This window comes from Cupriavidus sp. GW821-FHT02F09, assembly GCF_059421605.1.
The window spans coordinates 280,715-303,459 of sequence record NZ_JBWKVH010000004.1; the positions used below are offsets into that span (position 1 = coordinate 280,715).

Here is a 22,745-nt window from a genome sequence, read left to right on the forward strand (position 1 = left end):
GCTGGCCCGGCTCAGGGTTATCCCTGTGGGATCTCGATCTTGACCTCGAGCACTTCGAGATTGTCCTGGCGTTCCAGGCTCACGCGCAGATCCTGGTCGCTGATCTTTACGTATTTGGAAATCACCGCGACCAGCTCGCGCTGCAAGGCGGGAAGGTAATCGGCCGGCGCGGAATGGCCGGTGCGTTCATGGGCGAGGATGATCTGCAGCCGCTCCTTGGCAACCGAAGCGGACTTCTTCTTCTCGCCGAGCAGGAAGGACAGAATCGACATGATGGTAGACCCCCCTTACTTGTTGCCGAAGATGCGCGAAAGCAGCCCCGGCTTCTGGTAGTCGGTGAAACGCATCGGCTTGTCCTTGCCGAGGAAGCGGTCCACCAGGTCGCCATAGGCGTCGGCCACGTCGGAGCCTTCCAGGTGGATGGCCGGCGTGCCCTGGTTGGATGCGTGCAGCACGGCTTCGGATTCCGGCACCACGCCGATCAGCTTGATGCGCAGGATTTCCTGGATGTCGGTGAGCGACAGCATTTCGCCGCCGTGCACGCGCTTCGGGTTGTAGCGCGTGATCAGCAGGTGTTCCTTGATCGGGTCGCCGCCTTCGGCCGCGCGCTTGGTCTTGGACGACAGGATGCCCAGGATGCGGTCCGAGTCGCGCACCGAGGACACCTCGGGGTTGGTCACGACCAGCGCCTCGTCGGCGAAGTACATGGCCAGCAGGGCGCCGGACTCGATGCCCGCGGGCGAGTCGCAGACGATGTACTCGAAGCCCATGTCGACCAGGCCATTGATGACCTTCTCCACGCCCTCCTTGGTGAGCGCGTCTTTATCGCGCGTCTGCGAGGCCGGCAGGATGAACAGGTTTTCGCACTTCTTGTCCTTGATCAGCGCCTGGTTCAGGTTGGCTTCGCCCTGTACCACGTTGACCAGGTCGTACACCACGCGACGCTCGCAACCCATGATCAGGTCGAGGTTGCGCAGGCCGACGTCGAAGTCGATCACGGCAGTCTTGTGGCCACGCAGGGCCAGGCCGGCGGAAAAGCTGGCGCTGGTGGTGGTCTTGCCTACGCCTCCCTTGCCGGAGGTCACAACGATGATTTTTGCCATGGCTCTTGGATCCAGTAATGGTTGAAGCTTGCGCTGCTGTGGTTTGGGCTCTGCGGCGGGTGTTACTTCATCCGGAGCGGTTCGAGAATCAGTTTCTCCCCCGACAGCCGCACCTGGGCCGATTTGCCCAGCACATCGGCGGGCAGCGGCAGTTCGGCGGTGCGGTAGATGCCGGCGATGGAGAGCAGTTCGGGCTCCAGGCAGGTGCAGAAGATGCGCGCCTGCGCGTAGCCCTTGACCCCCGCCAGCGCGCGGCCGCGCAGCGGGGCATAAATATGGATGTTGCCTTCGGCGATGACCTCGGCGCCGTAGCTGACCAGGTCGAGGATCACCACGTCGCCGGCGGCGTAGATCTGCTGGCCGGAGCGCAGCGGCTTGTCGATCAGCATGGTGGGCACGCTGCGCGACGCGGCTTCGGCAATGGCGGCCGCGGCGGCGGCTTCCACTTCGGCGGCCGCAGCCTTTGCCTCGGCCTGGGCCGCAGCCTGGGTGTCGGCCAGGGCTTCGGCCGGGGAAGGGCCTGCCGGCTCGGCCGGCGGGGTTTCGTCCCGGCCGCCGCGCCGGCTCTGGCTGTCGAGCAGCGGCAGGCCAAACGACTCGGCCCAGCCCCGCTGCGCCTCGCGGGCCACCACGCCGATAGCGCGGGCCTTGAGCAGGGCCAGGGTCTCAATCACCGTGTCCAGGGCTACCTGGTCGTCGCTTTCCAGCCGGCGCAGGTCCAGGGCCACCACATCGTTGGAGAAGAAATCGGGGGTCGATTCGAAGCGGGACAGGAGATCGTCACGCAGCGCTGCGATGTCGGTGGTCTTGAGAGCGAGGAGGAGGGCGTCGACATTGCCACTGCGCAGCTCGAAGCGTGGCGATTTCTTCTGGGACATAGTCGGTGACCGTGGAAATGGGACATTCTAACTTCGTCTGGGTGCAGAACTGTAACAAATGCCGGATGACCCGAGACCAGTGCCGGATGCGGCGCGTTGATGGCGCCCTTGTTACGATTGCGCCATCTGAACAACGGAGCAGTCATGGGCGCGATCGTCAATAGTGTGGCCTACCGCAGCGGCAAGCGCGTGGGAGATGTCGCCCTGGACCAGATCAGCGACGCAATCTCGGTCCCGGGCACCTTCGTCTGGCTGGGCTTGCACGAACCGGACCTGCCGCTGCTGCGCAAGGTGCAGCAGGAGTTTGGCCTGCACGACCTGGCGGTGGAGGATGCCCTTGATGCCCACCAGCGCCCCAAGCTGGAGACCTACGGCGACTCCATCTTCATCGTGCTGAACACCGCACAACTGGTGGACGACGAAGTGGTGGTGGGCGAGACCCACCTGTTCGTCGGCCCCAACTATGTGGTGTCGGTCCGTCACGGCGTGAGCAGCAGCTACGCGCCGGTGCGCGAGCGCTGCGAGAGCGACGCGCGCGCGCTGGCCAACGGCCCGGGCTACGTGCTCTACGCGCTGATGGATTTCGTGGTCGACCACTACATGCCCATCGTCACCCGGCTCGAGGATGGCTTCGAGCAGCTCGAGCAAGGCATCTTCCGCGACGAATTTGACCGTGCCGCGATCGAGCACCTGTATCACATCAAGCGCCAGGTGCTGCGCCTGCGCAATGCGGTCTACCCGATCGAGGAGATCTGCGGACAACTGATCCGGTTGCACGAGGACCTGGTGCCCAAGGAGCTGCGCGCGTACTTCCGCGACATCGAGGACCACGCCAGCCGCCTGGTGCGCACCCTGGACGTGGTGCGCGAGATGCTGACCACCGCGGTGCAGGTGAACCTGGCGCTGGTCACGGTGGGCCAGAATGAAGTGGTCAAGCGCCTGGCCGGCTGGGGCGCCATCCTGGCGATTCCCACCGTGGTGTTCAGCTTGTACGGCATGAACTTCAACTTCATGCCGGAGCTGAAATTCCACTATGCGTATCCGACCGTGATCGGGGTGACCGCGCTCGCCTGCGGCGGGCTCTGGCGCAAGCTGCATAAGTCCGGCTGGATCTGAGCCGCGCGGCGTGGCAACCCGGTTGCCACGCCTGCCGCCCCCACGGCGCCCCCGTTTTTCCCCGCCATTCCTCCCTGCGCAGTCCGGGGCGGGGCGCCATGCCATGTTTATGGGATTCCCACCTGCTTGCCGGCTGCTTAGTCTTGCCCTGCCGGGGGACGCGAGACCGCTGCCATCGGCCGGCTAACGAATAACAGGGTCCTGCCGTAAATCAAGTTGCCGGCACGGCGCTGGCAAAAAAACGAAAAGCAGAAGAAACACCGGAATCCATTCTCAGGGGGAAAATCCAATGAAGCTTCAACTTCAGACATTCGGGGTCGCGCTGAGCGGCGCGGCACTGCTGGCGCTGGCCGCCTGCGGTGGCGGCGGCAGCGATAGCACAAGCAGCGGCTCCGCCGGCGACAAGCCGGTCCTGGCCGCAGCTGCGGTGACCGGCACGGCCGCCACCGGCGCGGCGCTGGCCAACGCCAATGTGGCCATTACCGATAGCGCGGGAGCATCGCCCTGCCAGGAAGCCGCGATCACCACCAGCGCCCTGGGCAGCTACACCTGCACCCTGAAGACGGGCGAGGTGGCGCCGTTCTTCGTGGTCGTCACGGACCCCACGGGCAACACGGCCCCGCTGGTCAGCGTGAGCACCGTCACGCCGGCTGCCGGCGCCAAGCTGACCATCAACGCCACGCCGCTGACCACGGCCATCGTGGCGCAACTCGCCGCCGACGGCAATCCGCTGACTCTCGTCAGCGGCAAGACGGTGGACGCCGCCGCCTTGCAAAAAGTCACCGCCAACGTGGTCGCGCAGCTCGCCAGCGTGCTCGCCGCCATCGGCGCGCCCGCCAATTACGATCCGTTCTCGACCGCCATCACCGCCGCCACGGCCGCCGGCGTGGGCAATACCGCCGACCAGGTGCTCGATATCGTCAAGGTGGTCACGGATCCGGCCACCGGCAAGCTGGCGCTGGCCACCGTCGACAACCCGACGCCCGTGGCCATCGCCACCGCCACCAGCACGGGCGGCACGCTCGCCGCGCCGGCAGTCGCCGTTGCGGCCCTGCCGCAGGCAGCGCAGGCGGTCGCCAAGGGGCTCTCAGCCTGCTTCGCGCTGCCCGTCGCGCAGCGCGTGACGTCCTCCAATACCAGCCTGAGCGCGTCGCAGGGCGGCCCGGAAGTCGATGGGGTGGCGTCCGCATGCCAGAACATCGCTGCCGACATCAGCAACGCGGCCGGTGTCGATTTCCTGCACAATGGCTTCTACTTCGGGCAATTGCTCTACGGCATCCTGACCAGCGACACCATGACGGGCGCGCAGTTCAGCGTGCCGGAAATCATGGCGTTCTATCCCGCCGCCTCGACGGCCTCAGGGCGTGACGAAGCCATCTTCAACATCCGGTACCTGGACGCCAGCGGCAACCCTGGCAACATCATCACGACGGCACGCGATATCGCGGGCGGCGCCACCAGCGCGCATCCGTCGAGCTGGTGGCTGGTCGGCAACCAGCAGCCGGTCGACGTCACGCTCAAGCTCCAGATCCGGCGCGTTGAGCAGATGAACCCGGGCTTCAACAAGAGCAACAACAACTACAGCCACTTCCAGAGCGGCATCCAGTTCATGATCAACGCCAAGGGCCCGGGCAGCGTCGTCAACAACGCGCCCCTGAGCTATGCGCGCGTGACCGGGCCCGGCTTGCCGAGCAATGGCATCGTCTATATCGCGCCGGTCCCGGCCGAGGTGGGCCAGACCTATATGGACGTGAGCAACAAGACCGGCACGGTGCCCGGCACCGCCCAGTGCGGCAACGAGTTCAGCCCGCCCTCGCCGTCGTACAACTGCCCGAATTTCTGGTTCTCGCGGACCGCGGGCCTCAGCGGTAGCGCGGCCAGCACCCTGGCGGGCAATCCTGCCAGCCTGGTATGGGCGCAAGCGGCGGACAACGCGGATGCCTCCAAGGTGGTCAAGGGTGCGAAGTACCGCATCGAGCTGTTCCATGGCACCAACACCACGCCGACCTACAGCTACAACAAGACCCTGCTGAGCGACCTCGTGCCGGCCACCCAAGGGGTGAACCTGCCGTGGAACACGCTGGGCAGCAAATCGCTGGCCGCACTGGACCCGTCCAACGCCAGCCTGGCCGGTGCGCAGACGTCGCTGACGGCGGACTGGGTGCAGAATGTCTCCGCCCAGCAGATCGGCAGCGTTGCCGCCACGGTCGACAACAACGGTACCTGGAGCACCTCCACGTCGGCACCCAGGGGCGCGACCTCGATCGTGGTCAACGCGGCGGTGCCGGCGTTCACGGCCACCACCAACCGCGGGCTGCTGTTCGGGTACCGCATGCTGGATAACAGCAACAAGTCGGCGGTCTTTACCTACAACTAACCGTACAACTAACCGTACAACTAACCGTACAACCGACCATGCAACTGACGTAACGGATCAGGCGCTCCTGACGCGGCCGGCGCCACAGCCGGCTTCGGCGACCTGCATAGCCCCGCAAGGCCAACAGCCTGCGGGGCTTTTTCTTGGCTGGCGCCGATGCCCGGCAAGCGGGATGGGCGCCGCCACGGGCTCTCGCACCGTTTTTACGCGATTTTTATATCTTCTTTACACCCCCGCCGTCCCTCTCTATCCCGTTTTTACCACTCGATCCCTAATCTGCCATCTGTGAATCACTCACGGTGTGTTGCCATGGACGGGATCTATTTCATTGGTTTGTTGCTGTTTGGTGCGCTGACTGGCGCACTGCTGCTCTTGTGCGCCGCGCTCGCAGGCAAACCGCCGGGAGCGGCCGAGGGGCCGGGCGCAGAAGCCGCCGACGCGCGCCGCAAGGACAGCGCCACCGACAGGAGGCTGTGATGGACTGGGCTGACCTGCTGGGCGGCGTGCTCGCCGTTGCTGTCTTTATCTACCTCCTGATCGCCCTGTTCCGGCCGGAGAAATTCTGATGTCCACCGAATTCCTGGGACTACTGGTCCTCTACCTAGCCATCCTGCTGGCGCTCGCGCCCTTCGTGGGGCGTTATATCCGCCGCGCGATGGAAGACGACCGCTACCTCGCCACGGCCTGGGGCCGCCCGCTTGAGCGCGTGCTGTACCGCGTGGCGGGCGTGCGCGCCAATGCCGAGATGGGCTGGAAGCAATACGCCATCGCGGTCATCGCCTTCAACATGCTGGGCGTGGTGGCCGTCTACGTGCTGCAGCGTGTGCAAGTCTGGCTGCCGCTCAACCCGCAAGGCTTTGGCGCCATCACGCCGGACTCCGCCTTCAATACCGCCGTCAGTTTCGTCTCCAACACGAACTGGCAGGGCTATGCGGGCGAGTCCACCATGAGCTATCTCACGCAGATGCTGGCGCTCACGGTGCAGAACTTCTTCTCGGCGGCCACCGGCATCGCAGTGGTGTTCGCGCTGATCCGCGGCTTTGCGCGCCAGAGCGCGGCCACCATCGGCAACTTCTGGGTCGACATGACGCGCTGCACGCTCTACGTGCTGGTGCCGATTTCCGCGGCGATCGCGCTGGCGCTGGTTAGCCAGGGCGTGATCCAGAATTTCGACAGCTACAAGGAAGTCAGCCTGGTCACGCCGGTCGAATACAGCCAGCCCAAGGTGGACGCAGCCGGCCAGCCGGTGCTCGACGCCAAGGGCGCGCCGGTGATGGAGGCCATGAAGACCGACAAGCAGACGCTGGCAATGGGCCCGGTGGCTTCGCAGGAAGCCATCAAGATGCTCGGCACCAACGGCGGCGGCTTCTTCAACGCTAATTCGGCCCATCCCTACGAGAACCCGACGGAGCTCGCCAACCTGATCCAGATGCTGGCCATCTTCCTGATTCCGGCGGCCTTGTGCTTCACCTTCGGCGAGATGGTCAAGGACCGCCGCCAGGGCGTGGCGATCCTGGCCTCGATGGCGGTGATCTTTATCGTGATGGCATGCGTCGCCGCAGCCTCCGAGCAGCAGGCCAACGCCGCGCTGGCGGGATTGCCGATCGACCACGCGGCCAGCGCGCTGCAGGCGGGCGGCAATATGGAAGGCAAGGAAACGCGCTTTGGCATCGCCGCCACCGCGCTGTTCGCCACCATCACCACGGCGGCGTCGTGCGGCGCGGTCAACGCCATGCACGACTCCTTCACCGCCATCGGCGGGCTGGTGCCGATGCTGCTGATGCAGCTTGGCGAAGTGGTGTTCGGCGGCGTGGGCTCGGGCCTGTACGGCATGCTGGTGTATGCGGTGCTCGCCGTGTTCATCGCGGGCTTGATGATCGGCCGCACACCGGAGTACCTGGGCAAGAAGATCGAGACCTATGAGATGAAGATGACCGCGGTGGCGATCCTCGTCACGCCCCTGCTGGTGCTCCTGGGCACGGCGGTGGCGGTGATGGTGGAGCCGGGCCGCGCCGGTGTGTTCAACCCAGGCACGCACGGCTTCTCGGAAATCCTCTATGCGTTCTCGTCGGCTGCCAACAACAACGGCAGCGCCTTCGGCGGCTTGTCCGCCAACACGCCCTTCTACAACGTGGCGCTGGCCGCGGCGATGTGGTTCGGCCGCTTCTGGATCATCGTGCCGATCCTGGCCATGGCGGGCTCGCTGGCGGCCAAGCGCAGGCTGCCGGTGACGGGCGGCACCATGCCCACGCACGGCCCGCTGTTCGTGGTGCTGCTGGTCGGCTCGGTGCTGATGGTGGGCGCGCTCACCTATATCCCGGCGCTGGCGCTGGGCCCGGTGGCGGAGCAGCTGCAGGCGCCGGTGGTCTCGGCGGCTAGCAAGTAATGGAGAAACGCATGCAACAAGAATCCATGGTGACGCGCAGCAAGAACGCCGGCGCGGCACCGGCAAACACTACCCCGGCCACCAGCGTGGTCACGCCGGCCCTGGCCGCGCAAAAGAGCGGCGGCCATCATCGCCCGCGCGGCGGCATGTTCGCGCCCGAGCTCGTCAAGCCGGCCCTGCTCGATTCGGTGAAGAAGCTCTCGCCGCGCGACCAGTTGCGCAACCCGGTGATGTTCGTGGTCTATGCGGGCAGCATCCTGACCACGATCCTGTTCTTCCGCGCGCTGTTCTCGCCCGCCACGGCGGGTGGCGAGAGCGCCGGGTTTATCCTGGCCGTGTCGGTGTGGCTGTGGTTCACCGTGCTGTTTGCGAACTTTGCCGAAGCGCTGGCCGAGGGCCGCAGCAAGCAGCAAGCCGAAGCGCTGCGCGGGCTCAAGACCACTGTCACCGCCAAGCTGGTCAAGGAAGGCCGGCGCGATTACCGCGCCGCCGGCGCCACCGAGGCGCGGGGCGCCGCCGCGCTGCGCCGTGGCGACGTGGTGCTGGTCGAGGCCGGTGACATGGTGCCCGGCGACGGGGACGTGATCGAAGGCGTGGCCTCGGTGGACGAGAGCGCCATCACCGGCGAATCGGCTCCCGTGATCCGCGAATCCGGCGGCGACTTTTCCTCGGTCACCGGCGGCACGCGCGTGCTGTCCGACTGGATCGTGGTGCGCATCACCACCAATCCGGGCGAGAGCTTCATCGACCGCATGATCACCATGGTGGAAGGCGCCAAGCGCCAGAAGACGCCGAACGAACTGGCGCTGACCATCCTGCTGGTGGGCCTGACCATCGTGCTGCTGCTGGCCACTGCCACGCTGCAGCCGTTCTCGGTGTACAGCGTGTTCGTTGCCAAGGCCGGCATGCCCGTCACCATCACCGTACTGATCGCGCTGCTGGTGTGCCTGATCCCGACCACCATCGGCGGCCTGCTGTCGGCCATCGGCGTGGCCGGCATGAGCCGCATGATGGAAGCCAACGTGATTGCCACCTCGGGCCGCGCGGTGGAAGCCGCTGGCGACGTGGATGTGCTGCTGCTCGACAAGACCGGCACCATCACGCATGGCAACCGCCAGGCTTCGCGCTTTATCGCCGCGCCCGGCGTGTCGGCGCAGCAACTGGCCGAAGCCGCGTGGCTGTCATCGCTGGCCGATGAAACGCCGGAAGGCCGCAGCATCGTCACGCTGGCGCGCCAGCAGGCCGGCGCCGCCACGCCCGATATCAGCGCACTGCGCCCGATCTTCGTGCCGTTCACCGCGCAGACCCGCATGAGCGGCGTGGATGCCGGCGGGCGCAGCGTGCGCAAGGGCGCCGCCGATGCCGTGCGCAAGTACGTGACCGAGCGCGCCGGCAAGTTCCCCGACGCCGTGATGCAGGCGGTGGACGACGTGGCCCGCGCCGGCAGCACGCCGCTGGTGGTGGCGGAGTCCAGCACCGATGGCGAGCACGTACGCGTGCTTGGCGTGGTGGAACTCAAGGACATCGTCAAGGCCGGCATTCGCGAGCGTTTCGGCGAGCTGCGCAAGATGGGCATCAAGACGGTGATGATCACCGGTGACAACCGCCTCACCGCCGCGTCGATCGCAGCGGAGGCCGGCGTCGATGACTTCCTTGCCGAAGCCACACCCGAAGCCAAGCTCAAGCTGATCCGCGACTACCAGGCCGAAGGCCGCCTGGTGGCGATGACCGGCGACGGCACCAACGACGCACCGGCGCTGGCGCAGGCCGACGTGGCGGTGGCGATGAACAGCGGCACGCAGGCGGCGAAAGAAGCCGGCAACATGGTCGACCTCGACAGCAATCCGACCAAGCTGATCGAAATCGTCGAGATCGGCAAGCAGATGCTGATGACGCGCGGCTCGCTCACCACCTTCAGCGTGGCCAATGATGTGGCGAAGTACTTCGCCATCATCCCGGCAGCGTTCGCCACCACGTACCCGCAGCTCAACCAGCTCAACGTGATGGGCTTGTCCACGCCGGCCTCGGCCATCCTGTCGGCGGTGATCTTCAACGCGCTGATCATCGTGGTGCTGATCCCGCTGGCGCTGCGCGGCGTGGTGTACCGGCCGCTCGGCGCGGCCATCTTGCTGCGGCGCAACCTGCTGGTGTACGGCCTCGGCGGCATCCTGGTGCCCTTTGTCGGCATCAAGGTGATCGACATGATCCTGACCCTGTTCGGCTGGGTCTGAGCGCAGCATCGAACGCATCGAACGCGCTGAACATAAACGGAGCCATCCATGAATACGCAAGTCCAACCCGCCCAGCCCGCCACGCCCATCCAGGGTGGCCTGCTGCGCCCCATGCTGATGATCTTCGTCGTGCTGTCGGCCGTTACCGGCCTGCTGTACCCCGGCGTGATCACCGGCATCTCGCGCGCCGTGTTCCCGCATGAAGCGGCCGGCTCGCTGATCGTCAAGGACGGCCGCGTCATCGGCTCGGAACTGATCGGCCAGCCGTTCTCGGATCCGAAGTACTTCTGGGGCCGCTTGTCGGCCACCGCGCCCATGCCATACAACGCGGCAGCTTCCGGCGGCTCCAACCTCGGCCCGAGCAACCCGGCCCTGACCGATGCCGCTCGCGCCCGTATCGACGCGCTGCGCGAGGCGGACCCCGGCAACAAGGCGCCCGTGCCGGTGGATCTGGTCACGGCTTCCGGCAGTGGCCTCGATCCGCAGATCAGCCCGGCCGCGGCGCAGTACCAGGCGGCACGCGTGGCCCGGTTGCGCGGCTTGCCGCTGGAGCGCGTAGAAGCGCTGGTTGCGGCCAACACGGAAAAGCCGCTGCTTGCAGTGATGGGGGATCCGGTGGTGAATGTGCTCCAGTTGAACCTGGCGCTGGATGCCGAGAAGCGGTGAGGTTTGGCAGGTCTGGGAGGTGTTGGTGCGCAAACCATGTCGGCTGGCTTGCTCGCTTCTCCCGCATGGCGGGCGAGGGGCTGGGGGAGGGGGCGGGCCGGATGAAACCGTTGGCTTCGCTTCAAGTGGCTCCTAGCCAAACCGCCCCTCTCCCCGGCCCTCTCCCCATGAGGGGAGAGGGAGAGACAGCCGTCGTCATGGCGCGCGGCTTTGGCCCGTTCGGCGGCTTCGGCCCGCGCCCGAAGTGCGTTATTCGTGCCGGTGTTTGACCTCAGGCGTGGCACAATCGTTTTCATCCATCCTCCTCCCGGGCAATGACCCCCACCATGCCTGACACCGCCCAGCGCGACGCCCCCGGCCGGCCCGATCCCGATGCCTTGCTGCAACGCATGCAGCAAGAGGGCGAGCGCGCCGCGCGCGGCAAGCTGCGGGTGTATTTCGGCGCCTCCGCGGGCGTGGGCAAGACTTTCGCCATGCTGAGCGCAGCGCGTGCGCTGCGCGAGCAAGGCAGCGATGTCGTGATCGGCGTGGTGGAGACCCATGGCCGCGCCGAGACCGAGGCGCTGATCGCGGGGCTGGAGCGGCTGCCGATGAAGGCCATGCCGCATCACAAGCTCGACGACCGTGTGCTGCAGGAGTTCGACCTGGACGGCGCGCTGGCCCGGCGCCCGGCGCTGATCCTGGTCGACGAACTGGCGCACTCCAACGCGTCCGGCAGCCGCCACCCCAAGCGCTGGCAGGACATCGAGGAGCTGCTCTCGGCCGGCATCGATGTGTGGACCACTGTCAACGTGCAGCACCTGGACAGCCTCAACGAGGCGGTGGGCGGCATCACCGGCATCCGGGTGTGGGAGACGGTACCCGACACGGTCTTCGATGACGCCGACGAAGTCATCCTGGTGGACCTGCCCGCCGACGAATTGCTGCGGCGCCTGCGCGACGGCAAGGTCTACCTGCCGGAGCAGGCGCGCACCGCGGCCACCAATTTTTTCCGCAAGGGCAACCTGATCGCGTTGCGCGAGCTCGCGCTGCGCCGCACCGCCGACCGCGTCGACGACGACGTGCGCGCATACCGCCATGCCGAATCCATCCGGCCGGTATGGCGCACGCGCGAGGCGGTGCTCGCGTGCATCGGCACCGGCGATGATGCCGCGCAGGTGGTCAAGAGCGCGCGCCGGCTGGCCGGGCAACTCGATTGCGACTGGCATGTGGTCACGGTGGCCACGCCGCGCCTGGCGCCGCTTGCCGAGCACGAGCGCGCGAATATCGAGGAGGCGATGCGGCTGGCCGAAGAGCTGGGCGCGCGCACCGAGACGCTGGCCGGCAGCGATATCGTGCAGGCGGTGGCGGGTTATGTGCGGCGCCACAACCTTACCAAGGTGGTGGTCGGGCGGGCTCCCGGCAACTGGCGCCGCAGCGGCGGCAGCCTCCTGGCACGCGGCCGGGCGCTGCTGGCACTCGGCTTGTCGCCGTTCCTGGGCGCGCGCGCCTGGCTGTTCGGGCGCCATAGCTTTGCCGATTCGCTGGCGCTCGGCTGCCCGGAGATCGACGTGATCCGCGTGGCCGCCGACGCCATGGGCGCCGATACGCGCGGCCGCGCGCAACCGGCGGGCGGGCGCGCCGACGTGCGCGAGGATCCGGCGCGCAACGACGACAGCAGCGTGGTGGCGCACCGCATCGACTACCTGTGGGCGGTCGCATGGTGCGGGGGCGCCAGCTTGTTGTCGGCGCTGACGCGGCCGTGGTTCGACCTGGTCAATATCGCGATGTTGTTCCTCGCGGCCGTGGTCGGCGTGGCGCTGCGCCACGGCCGCGGCCCCGCCGCGCTGGCCTCGGTGCTGTCGGTGGCGGCCTTCGACTTTTTCTTCGTGCCGCCGCGCATGTCCTTCGCGGTGAGCGACGTGCAGTACCTCGTGACGTTCGCGGTGTTGCTGACGGTGGGCCTGGTGATCGGCCAGCTTACCGCCGGGCTGCGCGAGCAGGCCCAGGTGTCGGTGGAGCGCGAGACCGATGCGCGCACCCTGTACGAGCTGGCGCGCGAGTTGTCCGCTGCCTTGATGCCCGAGCAGATCATCGATATCAGCAGCCGCTTCCTGCAAGCCGCGCTTGGCGCGCGCTCGGCGTTCTTCCTCGTCTCGCCCAAGGGGCGGTTGATGCCGCCGGTGATCAACCCCACGCAACGCGGCAATGACGCGATCGATCCCGTGCTGGCGCAATGGGTGTTCGATCACGGCCAGCCCGCCGGCACCGGCACGCATACGCTGCCGGGCAGCACCGTGCTCTACCTGCCGCTCAAGGCGCCGATGCAGACGCGCGGCGTGCTGGCGGTGGAGCCGCAGGAGTGGCGCGCCTTTGCGCGGCCCGAGCGGCGCCGCCAGATCGACGTGTTCGCCACGCTGATCGCCATCGCCATCGAGCGGCTGCATTACGTGGAGGTCGCGCAGCAGGCGCTGGTGTCGATGGAGTCGGAACGCTTGCGCAGCTCGCTGCTGGCCGCCGTCTCGCATGATCTGCGCACACCGTTGACCAGCCTGATCGGCATGGCCGAGACCATGCAGCGCACCGAGCCGCCGCTGCCGCCGTCGCTGTCGGAAACCGTCGATGCCATGCGCGAGCAAGCGCTGCGCATGCGCACCATGGTGGTCAACCTGCTCGACATGGCGCGGCTGCAAAGCCGCGACGTGCGCATGCAAAAGGAGTGGCAGTCGCTCGAAGAGCTGGTCGGCGCGGCGCTTGCCGGCATGCGCGATGCGCTGTCGCGGCACCGCGTGTCGGTCGCGGATCTATCGGCGCTGCCGCTGGTGGAGTGCGATGCGGTGCTGATGGAGCGGGTGCTGTGCAACCTGCTGGAGAACGCTGCCAAGTACACGCCGCCGGGTACCGGCATCCGCATCTCCGGCGAAGTGGTCGAAGCGGAGGTGCGGCTCGCGGTAGCGGACGACGGCCCCGGCGTGCCGCGCGGGCAAGAGCTCTCGATCTTCCAGAAATTCACGCGCGGCGAGCGCGAGTCCGCGACCGCGGGCGTTGGCCTCGGGCTGGCCGTGTGCGAGGCCATCGTGCAGGCGCACGGCGGGCGCATCTGGGTGGAGAGCGTGAACGCGGACCACACCGGCGCGCGCTTTGTCGTGGCGCTGCCGCGCGGCAATCCGCCTGCGATCGAGCCCGAGCCGCCCGAGGCACTTGAATCGGCGCTGCTAGCCACGCACGGCAACGGCGCCGGGCTGGTTGCGCACGATGCAGCAAACAAGGAGTCCAACTGAAATGGCATTTGAATTTTCGCCGACTGTCTTGCTGGTCGAAGACGAGCCGCACATCCGGCGCTTCGTGCGCGAGGCGCTGCAGGCAGAAGGCTGCGCCGTGCATGAGGCCGAGACGCTCAAGCGCGGCCTGATCGATGCCGGCACGCGCCAGCCCGACGTGGTGATCCTCGACCTGGGCCTGCCCGATGGCGACGGCATGACGCTGATCCGCGAGATGCGCACCTGGACCGAAGTGCCGGTGCTGGTGCTATCGGCGCGCTCCGGCGAGGACGACAAGATCGCCGCGCTGGACGCCGGCGCGGACGACTACCTGACCAAGCCCTTCGGCGTGGGCGAGCTGATCGCGCGTGTGCGCGTGCTGCTGCGCCGCCACGCCAAGACCAATCCGCAAGGCACGCCGCAGATCGGCTTTGGCGAGGTGCAGATCGACCTGGCCAACCGCGTGGTCACCCGCGCCGGGCAGGATGTGCACCTGACGCCGATCGAGTATCGGCTGCTCGCCGTGCTGATCGCGCATCGCGGCAAGGTCATGACGCATCGCGAACTGCTGCGCGAAGTCTGGGGGCCGGCGCACTCGGAGAGCAGCCATTACCTGCGGGTGTACATGGGGCACTTGCGGCACAAGCTGGAAACCGATCCCGCGCAACCCTCGCACCTGATGACGGAGGTGGGGGTGGGATATCGGTTTGTGGGGTGATGCCATCGGCCGGCAACAGGGTGCCGGCCGATGGGTATAGTCAGGTAGTCAGGTAGTCAGGCGGTCGGCTCAAGCGGCACCGGTGGCCTGTAGCGCAGATTCCCCAGCACCGGCAGATGCCGCAGGAAGCGGAACATGCCATGGTGGTCGATCCATCTGGCGTAAGCCACATAGTCCGGATCCTGGGACAAATGCCGCTCTTCCGTCATGGCCCGCATCGCATAGATGCCATTCAAGGCCAGCAGCAGCAGGCAGTGGCGCAGCGTTTCATCCGCTGAGCCCTGGGCCATGAAGGGGATGGAGATCATCCACCAGGACAGGTTCTTGGCCACATAGGCGGGATGCTTGGTCCACCGGTAAGGCCCGTTGGTGATGATGCCCCGGTGGGTCAGGTTCGAGAACCGCGCGCCGAAGATCACCGTCGCCCAGACGTAGGTCGCCGTCAGCACCAGGATCGCACCGCCCCAGATGCCATAGAGCAGCGGTGTGTTCCAAAGCCACGCGCCCCACTGCAGGCCGGTCTCGTAATGCAGGTACTGCCGCCCGATCAGCGACCAGAACGGCTCGTAGCATATCAGCGCCACCGCCCAGCCCAGCATGGACGGCTCAGCCGAGCGCACGTGCGTGTCGGTGATGCGCAGCGCCATCAGGTAGCCCATCACCACCAGGCCGACATCGATGAAGTACAGCAAGCCGTAGAGCAGGTCGAACCAGGCCTTGAAGCTCGTCAGCAGCGCAAAGTCGGCGGCGATGAAGCGCGCCAGGTCATTGCACATATAGGTGAACATCAGAGGCAGGAAGAAGCCCTTGATCAACCAGGCGAGCAGATGCTGCCCCACCACCTTGCCACCCGTCTTGTCCCACTGCAACGTGACCAGCTTGCCCATGTGCCAGTAGCCGTCCATGGGCCGGGCCATCTTGCGGTCGACAAAGAAGAAATAGGGCAGCGCCAGCGCGACCCAGGCCGGCAGCACGATTGCCAGCATGGAGAAGTAGCGCTCGTAGAAGGCCGCATGGTATTCGGGGAACAGCCAGTACAGCAGGCCGACAAAGCCCATGCTGCCAAGCAGGCCCGCAAATTTGGTCAGGCTGCGGTGCCACGACGGATTGTCCCGGGAAAAATCCAGGCCGGTGGCGGCGCGCAAGTGCACCTTCTGCCAGATCAGGTCGAGCAAGAAGATGGCCGCCGCCGTCACCCCGACGATGAACAGGGCCGAGTGGACCATGTTATCGCCGAAGGGCCGGTCGGTCCTCACGATGGTAACGGCAAGCAGGAACGCTGCCAGGCCCACGACGGCGACGGCGCCGTGGGTGGCTGAGCGGGGCCGTCGCGCTTTGTCTTGCGGTGTCGTCGCTGACTGGTTCCCCTCGGTGACGCCATGATGGATATCGCAGTGGGCGCGAAGGGCTGGATTACGCATGGCGAATAGGAGTCGAGTGCTTTTATCAGCGCCGATCCTATCCAATGGAATCACCGCAAAACTGACAAATCCTGACATTGCCAGGCAAAGTGAAAAAGCCCGATCCTTGCTGGGCTATAGTCGTGGCCTTTTGTCGCGAAACACGACTGGAAGGGACAATGCTTCGGCTATTCTGGATCGTTCTCTTGTGCTGGATCGGCCACTCCGCCGCATGGGCGGAAATGCGTCTGCCGCCGGCGGGAGAGGTCTCTCTGGGCGAGCATTGGGAGCTGCTGCGCGATCCGCAGGATGCGCTGACCATCGAGCAGTTATCGCGGCCCGAGTTCGCGGCGGCTTTCCAGCCCCAGTACTCCCCTCCCGCCCTTGGCTACGTGAAGGGGGCCGTCTGGCTGCGCATCACCCTGACGCGCCCGGAGCAAGCCGCGCCGGTATGGTTGCTGGAGCTGCGCTCGGCGTTGCTGGACGACGTCACGCTGTTCGAGCCGCTAGCGGCGGGCGGATACGCGCAGCGGGTGTCCGGCGACAGGCGGCCGGTGGCGGGGCGCGACGTGGATTACCGCAATCCGGTGTTTCAGCTCGACTTGCCGGTGGACAAGCCGGTCACGCTGTATTTGCGCGTGCGCAGTACCAGCACGATGAGCTTTCCCCTGGTGGCGTGGTCGCCGGAAGCGTTCATTTCCTTTATCGGCACCGAGCTGCTTCTGTTTGGCTTGTTCTACGCAGCGCACCTGGTCTTGCTGATTACCAGCGTCTGGTTTTATTGGGTCACGCGTAATCTTTCCTTTGGCCTGTTCAGCCTGACGGTATTGGCCAATCTGTTCACCTCGCTGTCCGCCGAGGGCTTCACGTATCAGTACCTCCTGCCTGGGTGGCCGCTGACGAGCGATGCCGTCTACGTGGTGAGCTGGTTTTTTGCGACGCCGCTTGGCACCTTGTTCACGGCGCACTACCTGGGCCTGTACGAGTCGCCGTGGCGGCGTTGGGCGATCGGTTTTTCGCTGCTGGCCTGGGGGGTGGCGCTGGTCATGACGCCCTGCTTGCTGCTGGGCAACGTCTGGTGGATACGCCCACTGGCGCTGCTCTGGGGCCTTGTCACCATGGGCATACTGCTGATCGCTTCCGCGGCGATGACCTGGCGCGGCCAAAAGGCCGCGCGTGTGCTTTTGTTCGTCCTGATTCTGCTCTTTGGCGGCACCGTATTGCGCCTGGCGCGCAACGTCGGCGCGATCGATCCCGGCGCGTTCGTCGACAACGCCAACTACCTGGGCATGATGGCGTTCCTGCTCATCATGAATTCGGCCATCAGCTGGCGCTACACCGACATGCGCGCCGAAAAGGAGGCCGCACAGGCCGAAGCCTTGCGCGTGGCCCGCCAGGCCGAGCGCGACCTGGAGGTCAAGGTTGCCTTGCGCACCCAGGCGCTCAGAAGCGCCATGGCGCAGGTGGAAGCGTCGCTGTCGCTGGAGCGGCGCGCGCAGGAGGAGCAGCGGCAGTTCCTGTCCACGGTCTCGCATGAACTGCGCACGCCGCTGGCGGTGATCGATGCCACGGCGCAGAACCTGGACCTGGACGATGCCCATGATGACCCGCAGACCTCGGCCCGGTACCAGAAGATCCTGCGCGCCACGCAACGCCTGACCATGCTGCTCAATGACTCCCTGCATGAGGACGGATTCGAATTGCTGCGGCATGGCTCCCGGCCGTCACCCACCAGCCTGGCGGACTTGCTGGAGGACGCCGCGGCAGCAGCGCAACTGCTGTCGGAGGGGCACCGGCTGGAGGTGGATGGGGAACGCTTGCCAGAAGCCTTCCCGTGCGACGCCAGCCTGCTGCGGCTGGCATTGCGCACGCTGGCCGACAACGCGGTGAAGTACACGCCCGCGGGCTGCCGGGTGGTCCTGCGGGGCCGGGAGGTGGCCGAAGGCGTGGTGCTGGAAGTGCAGGACAACGGTCCCGGCATCGAGGCGGCGGACCTGCCGCGCGTATTCGAGCGCTTTTATCGCGGCCAGAATGCCGGCCAGAAACCGGGGACCGGGCTTGGCTTGTCGCTGGCCCGGCGCATGGTGGAAATGCAGGGTGGCACCTTGACCCTGGACAGTGCGCCCGGGCAGGGCTGCCGCGCCACGATTTTTCTGCCGTCGGTGCCGCCGGGCGTGCAGGCTCAGGCCAGCGCGATGGGCGCGGCGAACGTATAGCCCTTGCGGTGGGCGGTCTTGAGCGGCAATTCGCTGCCCGATTCGCTGCGCCAGCGTTGCCGCAGGCGGCTGACCATGGTCTCCAGCCGGCGCTCGTCGTAGCTCAGCCAGTCAAAGCCGAAGCCTTCGGCGATCTGGCGGCGATCGACGGGCTGGGTGGGATGGAGCGCCAGCATTTCGAGCAGCTTGCTCTCGTTGGACGACACGGCCAGGCGGGCTCCCGCCGGCGCCACCAGCGTGCTGGCCTGCCGGTCGAGCCACCAGTTGGAGATGACGCGGCGGCTCAAGGCGCGCAGGATGGCGTCGAATTCGAGCAGCTTGATCGGCTTGACCAGATAATGGTCCGCCCCGCCGTTCAGGCCGTGCAGCTTGTCCTGCGTTTCGCCGCGGGCCGTAAGCATGACGATGCCGCAGCCGGGGCGCTCGCGGCGCAGGCGGCTGGCCGCATCGAAACCGGTGCCGTCGGGGAGCATGACGTCGATGACGGCGATGTCGGCCTGCGCGGCCAGCGGCAGGAATTGCGCCAGGCTGCCGGCCTGGCTGACCTTCCAGCCTCGCTTTTGCAGGAAAGCCGCTATTTCCTCGCGCAGCTCGACCTCATCCTCGAGCAGGACTACATTGCCCATTTCAAAACCTTGCAGCGGTTGCGTTCGATGATCGTGGCGAGGAATCTCCCTGCTTGCCTGACAAGATTCTACGGCGTCAGCCCGGGCTCCCCCCTACTGGCCGTTGCCCTGGCACTAGCGCCCAGGGTGGCTTAACCGGTATTACGGCCAGACCGGCAGGAATCTTTAACCCCGGGCGCTATCCCGGGCGCTATCCCGGCGCGGCATGCCACGATTCAAGCCACCTCACCAAACGCCAAAAAACACGCCCGCCTGCTTGTAGACATTGGTCTTGGCCGCCACCTCGTCGTTGCTCACCGTAGTGCGCGGCTTGAGGGTGCAGAACCATTCCAGCAGGTGCAGCCGCATCGTCGAGCGGATGGCTTCGTGGCCGGCATCCTCGCCCAGGTCGAAGAACTCGTCCGGGTCGCGTTCCAGGTCGAACAGCTGCGGGCGGAAACCCTGCCAGTGCACATACTTCCAGCGCGCATTGCGCACCATCCACGCCCGGCACTCGCCTGGCTGCCGGCCCAGCGCGATCCGCGCGCCGCGATACGCGTAGTCCAGCTCCGACACCACGAAATCCCGCCACTGGCCATTGCCGCGCTCGCGCGTGAGGTCCAGCAGCGAGCGGCCTTCCACGCGATGGTCGGCCGGCGGCAGGCCCAGCGCGTCCAGCACGGTCGGCACCACGTCCACGGCCGAGACCATGCGCGCATCCGCGCTGCCGCGGGTGGCGTCGGCTTCGGCCGAGGGGTCGTAGACAATGAGCGGGATGTTCTGCACGGTGTCGTAGAACTGCTCCTTCTCGCCGAGCCAGTGGTCGCCCAGGAAGTCGCCGTGGTCTGCCGTGAACACGATCAGCGTGTCTTCCCAGCGGCCCAGGCGCTCCAGTTGTTCCCACAATTCGCCCAGGCGATCATCGATCTGCTGCACCAGGCCTTGATAGGCGGGACGCACCGTGTCCGAGACTTCGCTGCGCATGAAGTTGGCGCATTCTTCCTGCGTGCGGTACGCGTCGAGCACTGGATGCGGGTTGTCCAGTTCCGCCTCGTGGCGCTTGAGCGGCAGGCAGTCGTCCAGCGAGTAGGCCGCATGGTAGGGCGCGGGCGCCATATAGGGCCAGTGCGGCTTGACCAGCGACAGGTGCAACACCCACGGGTCGTCGCCGCGCGCGGCGATGTACTGCATTGCCTGGCCCACCGTATAAGCCGTCTCCGAATGTGCTTGCGCCACGCGTGCCGGCAGGCCGGCATTGCGCATCTGCCAGCCCGACACGATCTCGCCCTGCGCATTCTCGGCACTGATCACGTAGTCCGTCCACGGGTCGGCGCTGTCGTAGCCTTGCTTGCGCAGCCACTCGGCATAAGCGCTGTGCGGCTCGGCGTGGTGGCCGTCATGGCGGTCGACTTCGACAAAGTGCCCGCTGCGCAGCAGCGTTTCCAGCTCGCTGCCACCATCGAGATGCAGGCGCTTCATGTTGGCGTTGTCGGGCATCACGTGCGTCTTGCCGGCCAGCGCCAGCGCACGGTGGCTGTCCTTCAGGTATTCGCCCAGCGTGACTTCGCCAACGGACAGCGGCACGCGGTTCCAGGTGGCGCCGTGGCTGCTGGGGTAGCGCCCGGTGTAGAAACTCATGCGGCTCGGGCCGCAAACGCCGGAGGTGACGAACGCCTTGGTGAAGCGCACGCCGCGCGCGGCCAGGGCGTCGATGTGCTTTGTGCGCAGCGTGGGGTGGCCGTAGCACGCCAGGTGATCCTGGCGCAGCTGGTCGCACATGATGAAGAGGGTGTTTCTGGTGGGCATGGCTTTGTCGATGCCGGTCGGGCCGCTGACCTGATCGGCATCAATTAGGTAAATAACGTGATGTAGTTTTTTTGTTATTCAATCCATGTGGAAAATAACATTCATGGAGTGAATAAATTTGATGAAATACGACTGGGTATTTTTAATCCCCGGTATAGCCAGAGGCCTTGACCACTGGTCCCCACCGTCCGGCATCCGCCGCCAGCACCTTGCCGAACTGCTCCGCGCTCCCGGTTTGCGGCTCCAGCCCCAGCTTCAGGAACCGCTCCTTCAGATCCGCCGACTGCACCGCATGCACGATCGCCGCATTCAGCCGGTCGATCGTTGCCTTCGGCACGCCGGCCGGCGCCAGGAACCCGTAGCGGCCAAGCCCCTCGATGTCCTTGTAGCCAAGCTCGGTAAACGTGGGCACATCCGGCAATGCCACCGAGCGCTGCGTCCCCGAGCTCGCCAGGACGCGGATCTTGCCCGCGCGATGCATCTCGGTGAGATCGGCGAGCGTATCGACCGAGGCCGGCACCTGCCCGCCCACCAGCGCATTCATCAACGGTGCCGAGCCGTTGAACGGCACGTGCAACATCTCCACGCCCACCTGCTTGCCGATCAGCAAGCCAAAGAAGTGAGGAATGCTGCCTAGCGCCGGCGAGGCGTAGGAATTGTTCTTGGCCGGGCTGGCCTTGAGCCACTCGATGTACTCCTTCAGCGTCTTGGCCGGCGTGCCGGGGCCGGTGGCCAGGGCCAGCTGGAAGTTGGCGGTTTGTGCCACCGGCACGAAATCGCGCTGGATGTCGTAGTTCAGCTTGCGGTAGGTCAGCGGGGCGATGGTCATCACCGCGGAGTTGGCGACCACCAGCGTGTTGCCGTCGGCGGGCAGGGTGCGCGCATAGTCCATGACCAGGCGGCCGCCAGCGCCGGGCTTGTTCTCGATGACCACGGTTTGCTTGAGTTCCTCGCGCAGCTTGTCGCCGATGAGGCGGGCGGCCAGGTCGGCGGTGCCGCCGGCGGGATAGCCCACCAGGATGCGCAGCGGGCGGTCGTTCTGGGCGCTGGCCGGCGCACTGGCCAGGCACACGGCGGCCAGTGCGGTCATGGTGGCGAGGGTGGGGACTAGCGCGCGCAGCAGTTTGGCGGGTTTCACGGGTTCTCCTGTTGGTTCGGCATCGGCGGGAAGCCGGCCAATTTATCGATACGGCCCGCGGGCGCCAAAGAAGGATTTCGCGCATCGATGTGCGCGTTTCGTTCCTGGGCGCATGGCTGCCCGGCCGTACCCCGGCGGATGCGCTTGGCACGCGCCCGCCAGTTCTTAGGCAGCGGCACAGACGCTAACACCCAGCCATATAATTGACAAAATCAACTAAATTTGCGGGTGCGGCATGAACGGCAGCCAGGCGGGCGAGCAGGCGCAGGAGGACCAGGAGGACCAGGGGCGGGACGCCGGCGAAACCCTGCGGCATCCCGCCCGTCTGGCGGACTTCCTCAATTACCGCCTCTATCACCTGACCCGCGTTGCCCTGCAAGCCAGCGGGCATCACCTGCGCGCCGCAGCCGGGGTGAGCCGGCGTGAGTGGCGCATGCTGTCCTTTCTCGGCGAGCAGCCAGGCACGCGCCTGACGGAGCTGGCGCAAAGCGCCGGGCTGGACAAGGTGCTGGCAAGCCGCGCCGTGCACGCCCTGATGGCGCGCGGGCTGGTGCAGCGCGCCACGCGCGAGCAGGACAAGCGGGCTGCGGCGTTTGCCCTGAGCGAGCAGGGCGAGGCGGTCTACCAGCTTGCCTTTGCGCAGGCCCAGGCCTTCAACGCCCGCCTGGCCGCCTGCCTGGATCCGGAGGAGGCGCGGGTGCTGGCGCGTTGCCTGTCCAGGCTGCACACGCAGGCCGAGGCCCTGCTGGCGCAGGCGCAAGCGCTGCCTAGCAGCGTACCCGCGCCTGCGGAACCGGCGCAGAACTGGTGGCGCCAACCGTAAGGTTTGGCCGGCCGCTTCCGACTGCACCTGTCGGCTTCGGAGT

General features: G+C 66.5%; 18 protein-coding genes. 11 read left to right on the forward strand and 7 right to left on the reverse strand.

What is annotated here, in order from left to right:
* Positions 1–17 precede the first annotated feature (17 nt).
* The 3 genes from minE to minC form a co-directional block, all read right to left on the reverse strand.
* On the reverse strand, positions 18–272 hold the full coding sequence (gene minE, locus AC07XB_RS07255; protein ID WP_006164360.1) for a cell division topological specificity factor MinE: 255 nt from the start codon (positions 270–272) through the stop codon (positions 18–20).
* Between the two features lie 15 nt (positions 273–287).
* The gene (minD, locus tag AC07XB_RS07260) at positions 288–1,103 is read right to left on the reverse strand and encodes a septum site-determining protein MinD (RefSeq protein WP_043342744.1); all 816 of its coding nucleotides are present in this window, start codon (positions 1,101–1,103) and stop codon (positions 288–290) included.
* 62 nt (positions 1,104–1,165) lie between these two features.
* Positions 1,166–1,981 carry a septum site-determining protein MinC gene (gene minC / locus AC07XB_RS07265; protein ID WP_492831514.1) on the reverse strand — a complete coding sequence of 272 codons (816 nt, stop codon included), beginning with the start codon at positions 1,979–1,981 and terminating at the stop codon, positions 1,166–1,168.
* 144 nt (positions 1,982–2,125) lie between these two features.
* Here minC and AC07XB_RS07270 point away from each other — a divergent pair, with 144 nt between their 5' ends.
* The 9 genes from AC07XB_RS07270 to kdpE all read left to right on the forward strand — a co-directional run bounded on the left by AC07XB_RS07270 (position 2,126) and on the right by kdpE (position 14,714).
* Positions 2,126–3,097: a magnesium and cobalt transport protein CorA gene (locus AC07XB_RS07270; protein ID WP_492376215.1), complete on the forward strand. Its 972-nt coding sequence runs from the start codon at positions 2,126–2,128 to the stop codon at positions 3,095–3,097.
* A 289-nt stretch (positions 3,098–3,386) separates the two neighbouring features.
* A complete protein-coding gene (locus AC07XB_RS07275) occupies positions 3,387–5,474 on the forward strand; it encodes a hypothetical protein (RefSeq protein WP_492831515.1) in 2,088 nt (695 codons plus the stop codon).
* A 309-nt stretch (positions 5,475–5,783) separates the two neighbouring features.
* Positions 5,784–5,951 carry a hypothetical protein gene (locus AC07XB_RS07280; protein ID WP_170301836.1) on the forward strand — a complete coding sequence of 56 codons (168 nt, stop codon included), beginning with the start codon at positions 5,784–5,786 and terminating at the stop codon, positions 5,949–5,951.
* Positions 5,951–6,040, forward strand: coding sequence for a K(+)-transporting ATPase subunit F (kdpF, locus tag AC07XB_RS07285; RefSeq protein WP_006164365.1), 90 nt, complete (start codon positions 5,951–5,953; stop codon positions 6,038–6,040). Before AC07XB_RS07280 ends, kdpF begins: the two co-directional genes overlap by 1 nt.
* Entirely contained in the window at positions 6,040–7,860 is a 1,821-nt protein-coding gene (kdpA, locus tag AC07XB_RS07290; RefSeq protein WP_492831516.1) for a potassium-transporting ATPase subunit KdpA, read from the forward strand. The genes kdpF and kdpA overlap by 1 nt, the downstream gene beginning before the upstream one ends.
* Before the next feature lie 11 nt (positions 7,861–7,871).
* The gene (kdpB, locus tag AC07XB_RS07295; protein WP_174425654.1) at positions 7,872–10,091 is read left to right on the forward strand and encodes a potassium-transporting ATPase subunit KdpB; all 2,220 of its coding nucleotides are present in this window, start codon (positions 7,872–7,874) and stop codon (positions 10,089–10,091) included.
* Positions 10,092–10,139: 48 nt separating this feature from the next.
* Positions 10,140–10,757, forward strand: a complete 618-nt coding sequence (kdpC, locus tag AC07XB_RS07300) for a potassium-transporting ATPase subunit KdpC (RefSeq protein ID WP_492831517.1) — start codon at positions 10,140–10,142, stop codon at positions 10,755–10,757.
* 326 nt (positions 10,758–11,083) lie between these two features.
* The gene (locus AC07XB_RS07305; protein ID WP_492809317.1) at positions 11,084–14,017 is read left to right on the forward strand and encodes a DUF4118 domain-containing protein; all 2,934 of its coding nucleotides are present in this window, start codon (positions 11,084–11,086) and stop codon (positions 14,015–14,017) included.
* A gap of 1 nt (position 14,018) precedes the next feature.
* Entirely contained in the window at positions 14,019–14,714 is a 696-nt protein-coding gene (gene kdpE / locus AC07XB_RS07310) for a two-component system response regulator KdpE (RefSeq protein ID WP_492376268.1), read from the forward strand.
* 56 nt (positions 14,715–14,770) lie between these two features.
* Here kdpE and AC07XB_RS07315 read toward each other — a convergent pair whose 3' ends face one another.
* Positions 14,771–15,940 carry an isoprenylcysteine carboxylmethyltransferase family protein gene (locus AC07XB_RS07315; RefSeq protein ID WP_492831518.1) on the reverse strand — a complete coding sequence of 390 codons (1,170 nt, stop codon included), beginning with the start codon at positions 15,938–15,940 and terminating at the stop codon, positions 14,771–14,773.
* 353 nt (positions 15,941–16,293) lie between these two features.
* On the opposite strand from AC07XB_RS07315, the gene AC07XB_RS07320 reads away from it, so the two are divergent.
* Complete coding sequence (locus AC07XB_RS07320; RefSeq protein WP_492831519.1) at positions 16,294–18,330, forward strand: sensor histidine kinase; 2,037 nt, start codon at positions 16,294–16,296, stop codon at positions 18,328–18,330.
* On the opposite strand, the gene AC07XB_RS07325 is transcribed toward AC07XB_RS07320, so the two are convergent.
* From AC07XB_RS07325 to AC07XB_RS07335, 3 genes are all read right to left on the reverse strand, one after another.
* Positions 18,297–18,956 (reverse strand): response regulator transcription factor, encoded by a 660-nt coding sequence (locus tag AC07XB_RS07325; protein ID WP_492831520.1) that lies wholly within the window; start codon positions 18,954–18,956, stop codon positions 18,297–18,299. The two genes, AC07XB_RS07320 and AC07XB_RS07325, sit on opposite strands and share 34 nt — an antisense overlap.
* Positions 18,957–19,181: 225 nt before the next feature.
* On the reverse strand, positions 19,182–20,741 hold the full coding sequence (locus AC07XB_RS07330) for a sulfatase-like hydrolase/transferase (protein ID WP_492376272.1): 1,560 nt from the start codon (positions 20,739–20,741) through the stop codon (positions 19,182–19,184).
* A 142-nt stretch (positions 20,742–20,883) separates the two neighbouring features.
* Positions 20,884–21,831, reverse strand: coding sequence for a Bug family tripartite tricarboxylate transporter substrate binding protein (locus AC07XB_RS07335; RefSeq protein ID WP_492376278.1), 948 nt, complete (start codon positions 21,829–21,831; stop codon positions 20,884–20,886).
* 283 nt (positions 21,832–22,114) lie between these two features.
* Between AC07XB_RS07335 and AC07XB_RS07340 the strand changes: the two genes are divergently transcribed.
* Positions 22,115–22,702: a MarR family winged helix-turn-helix transcriptional regulator gene (locus AC07XB_RS07340; RefSeq protein WP_492376273.1), complete on the forward strand. Its 588-nt coding sequence runs from the start codon at positions 22,115–22,117 to the stop codon at positions 22,700–22,702.
* Positions 22,703–22,745: the final 43 nt, after the last annotated feature.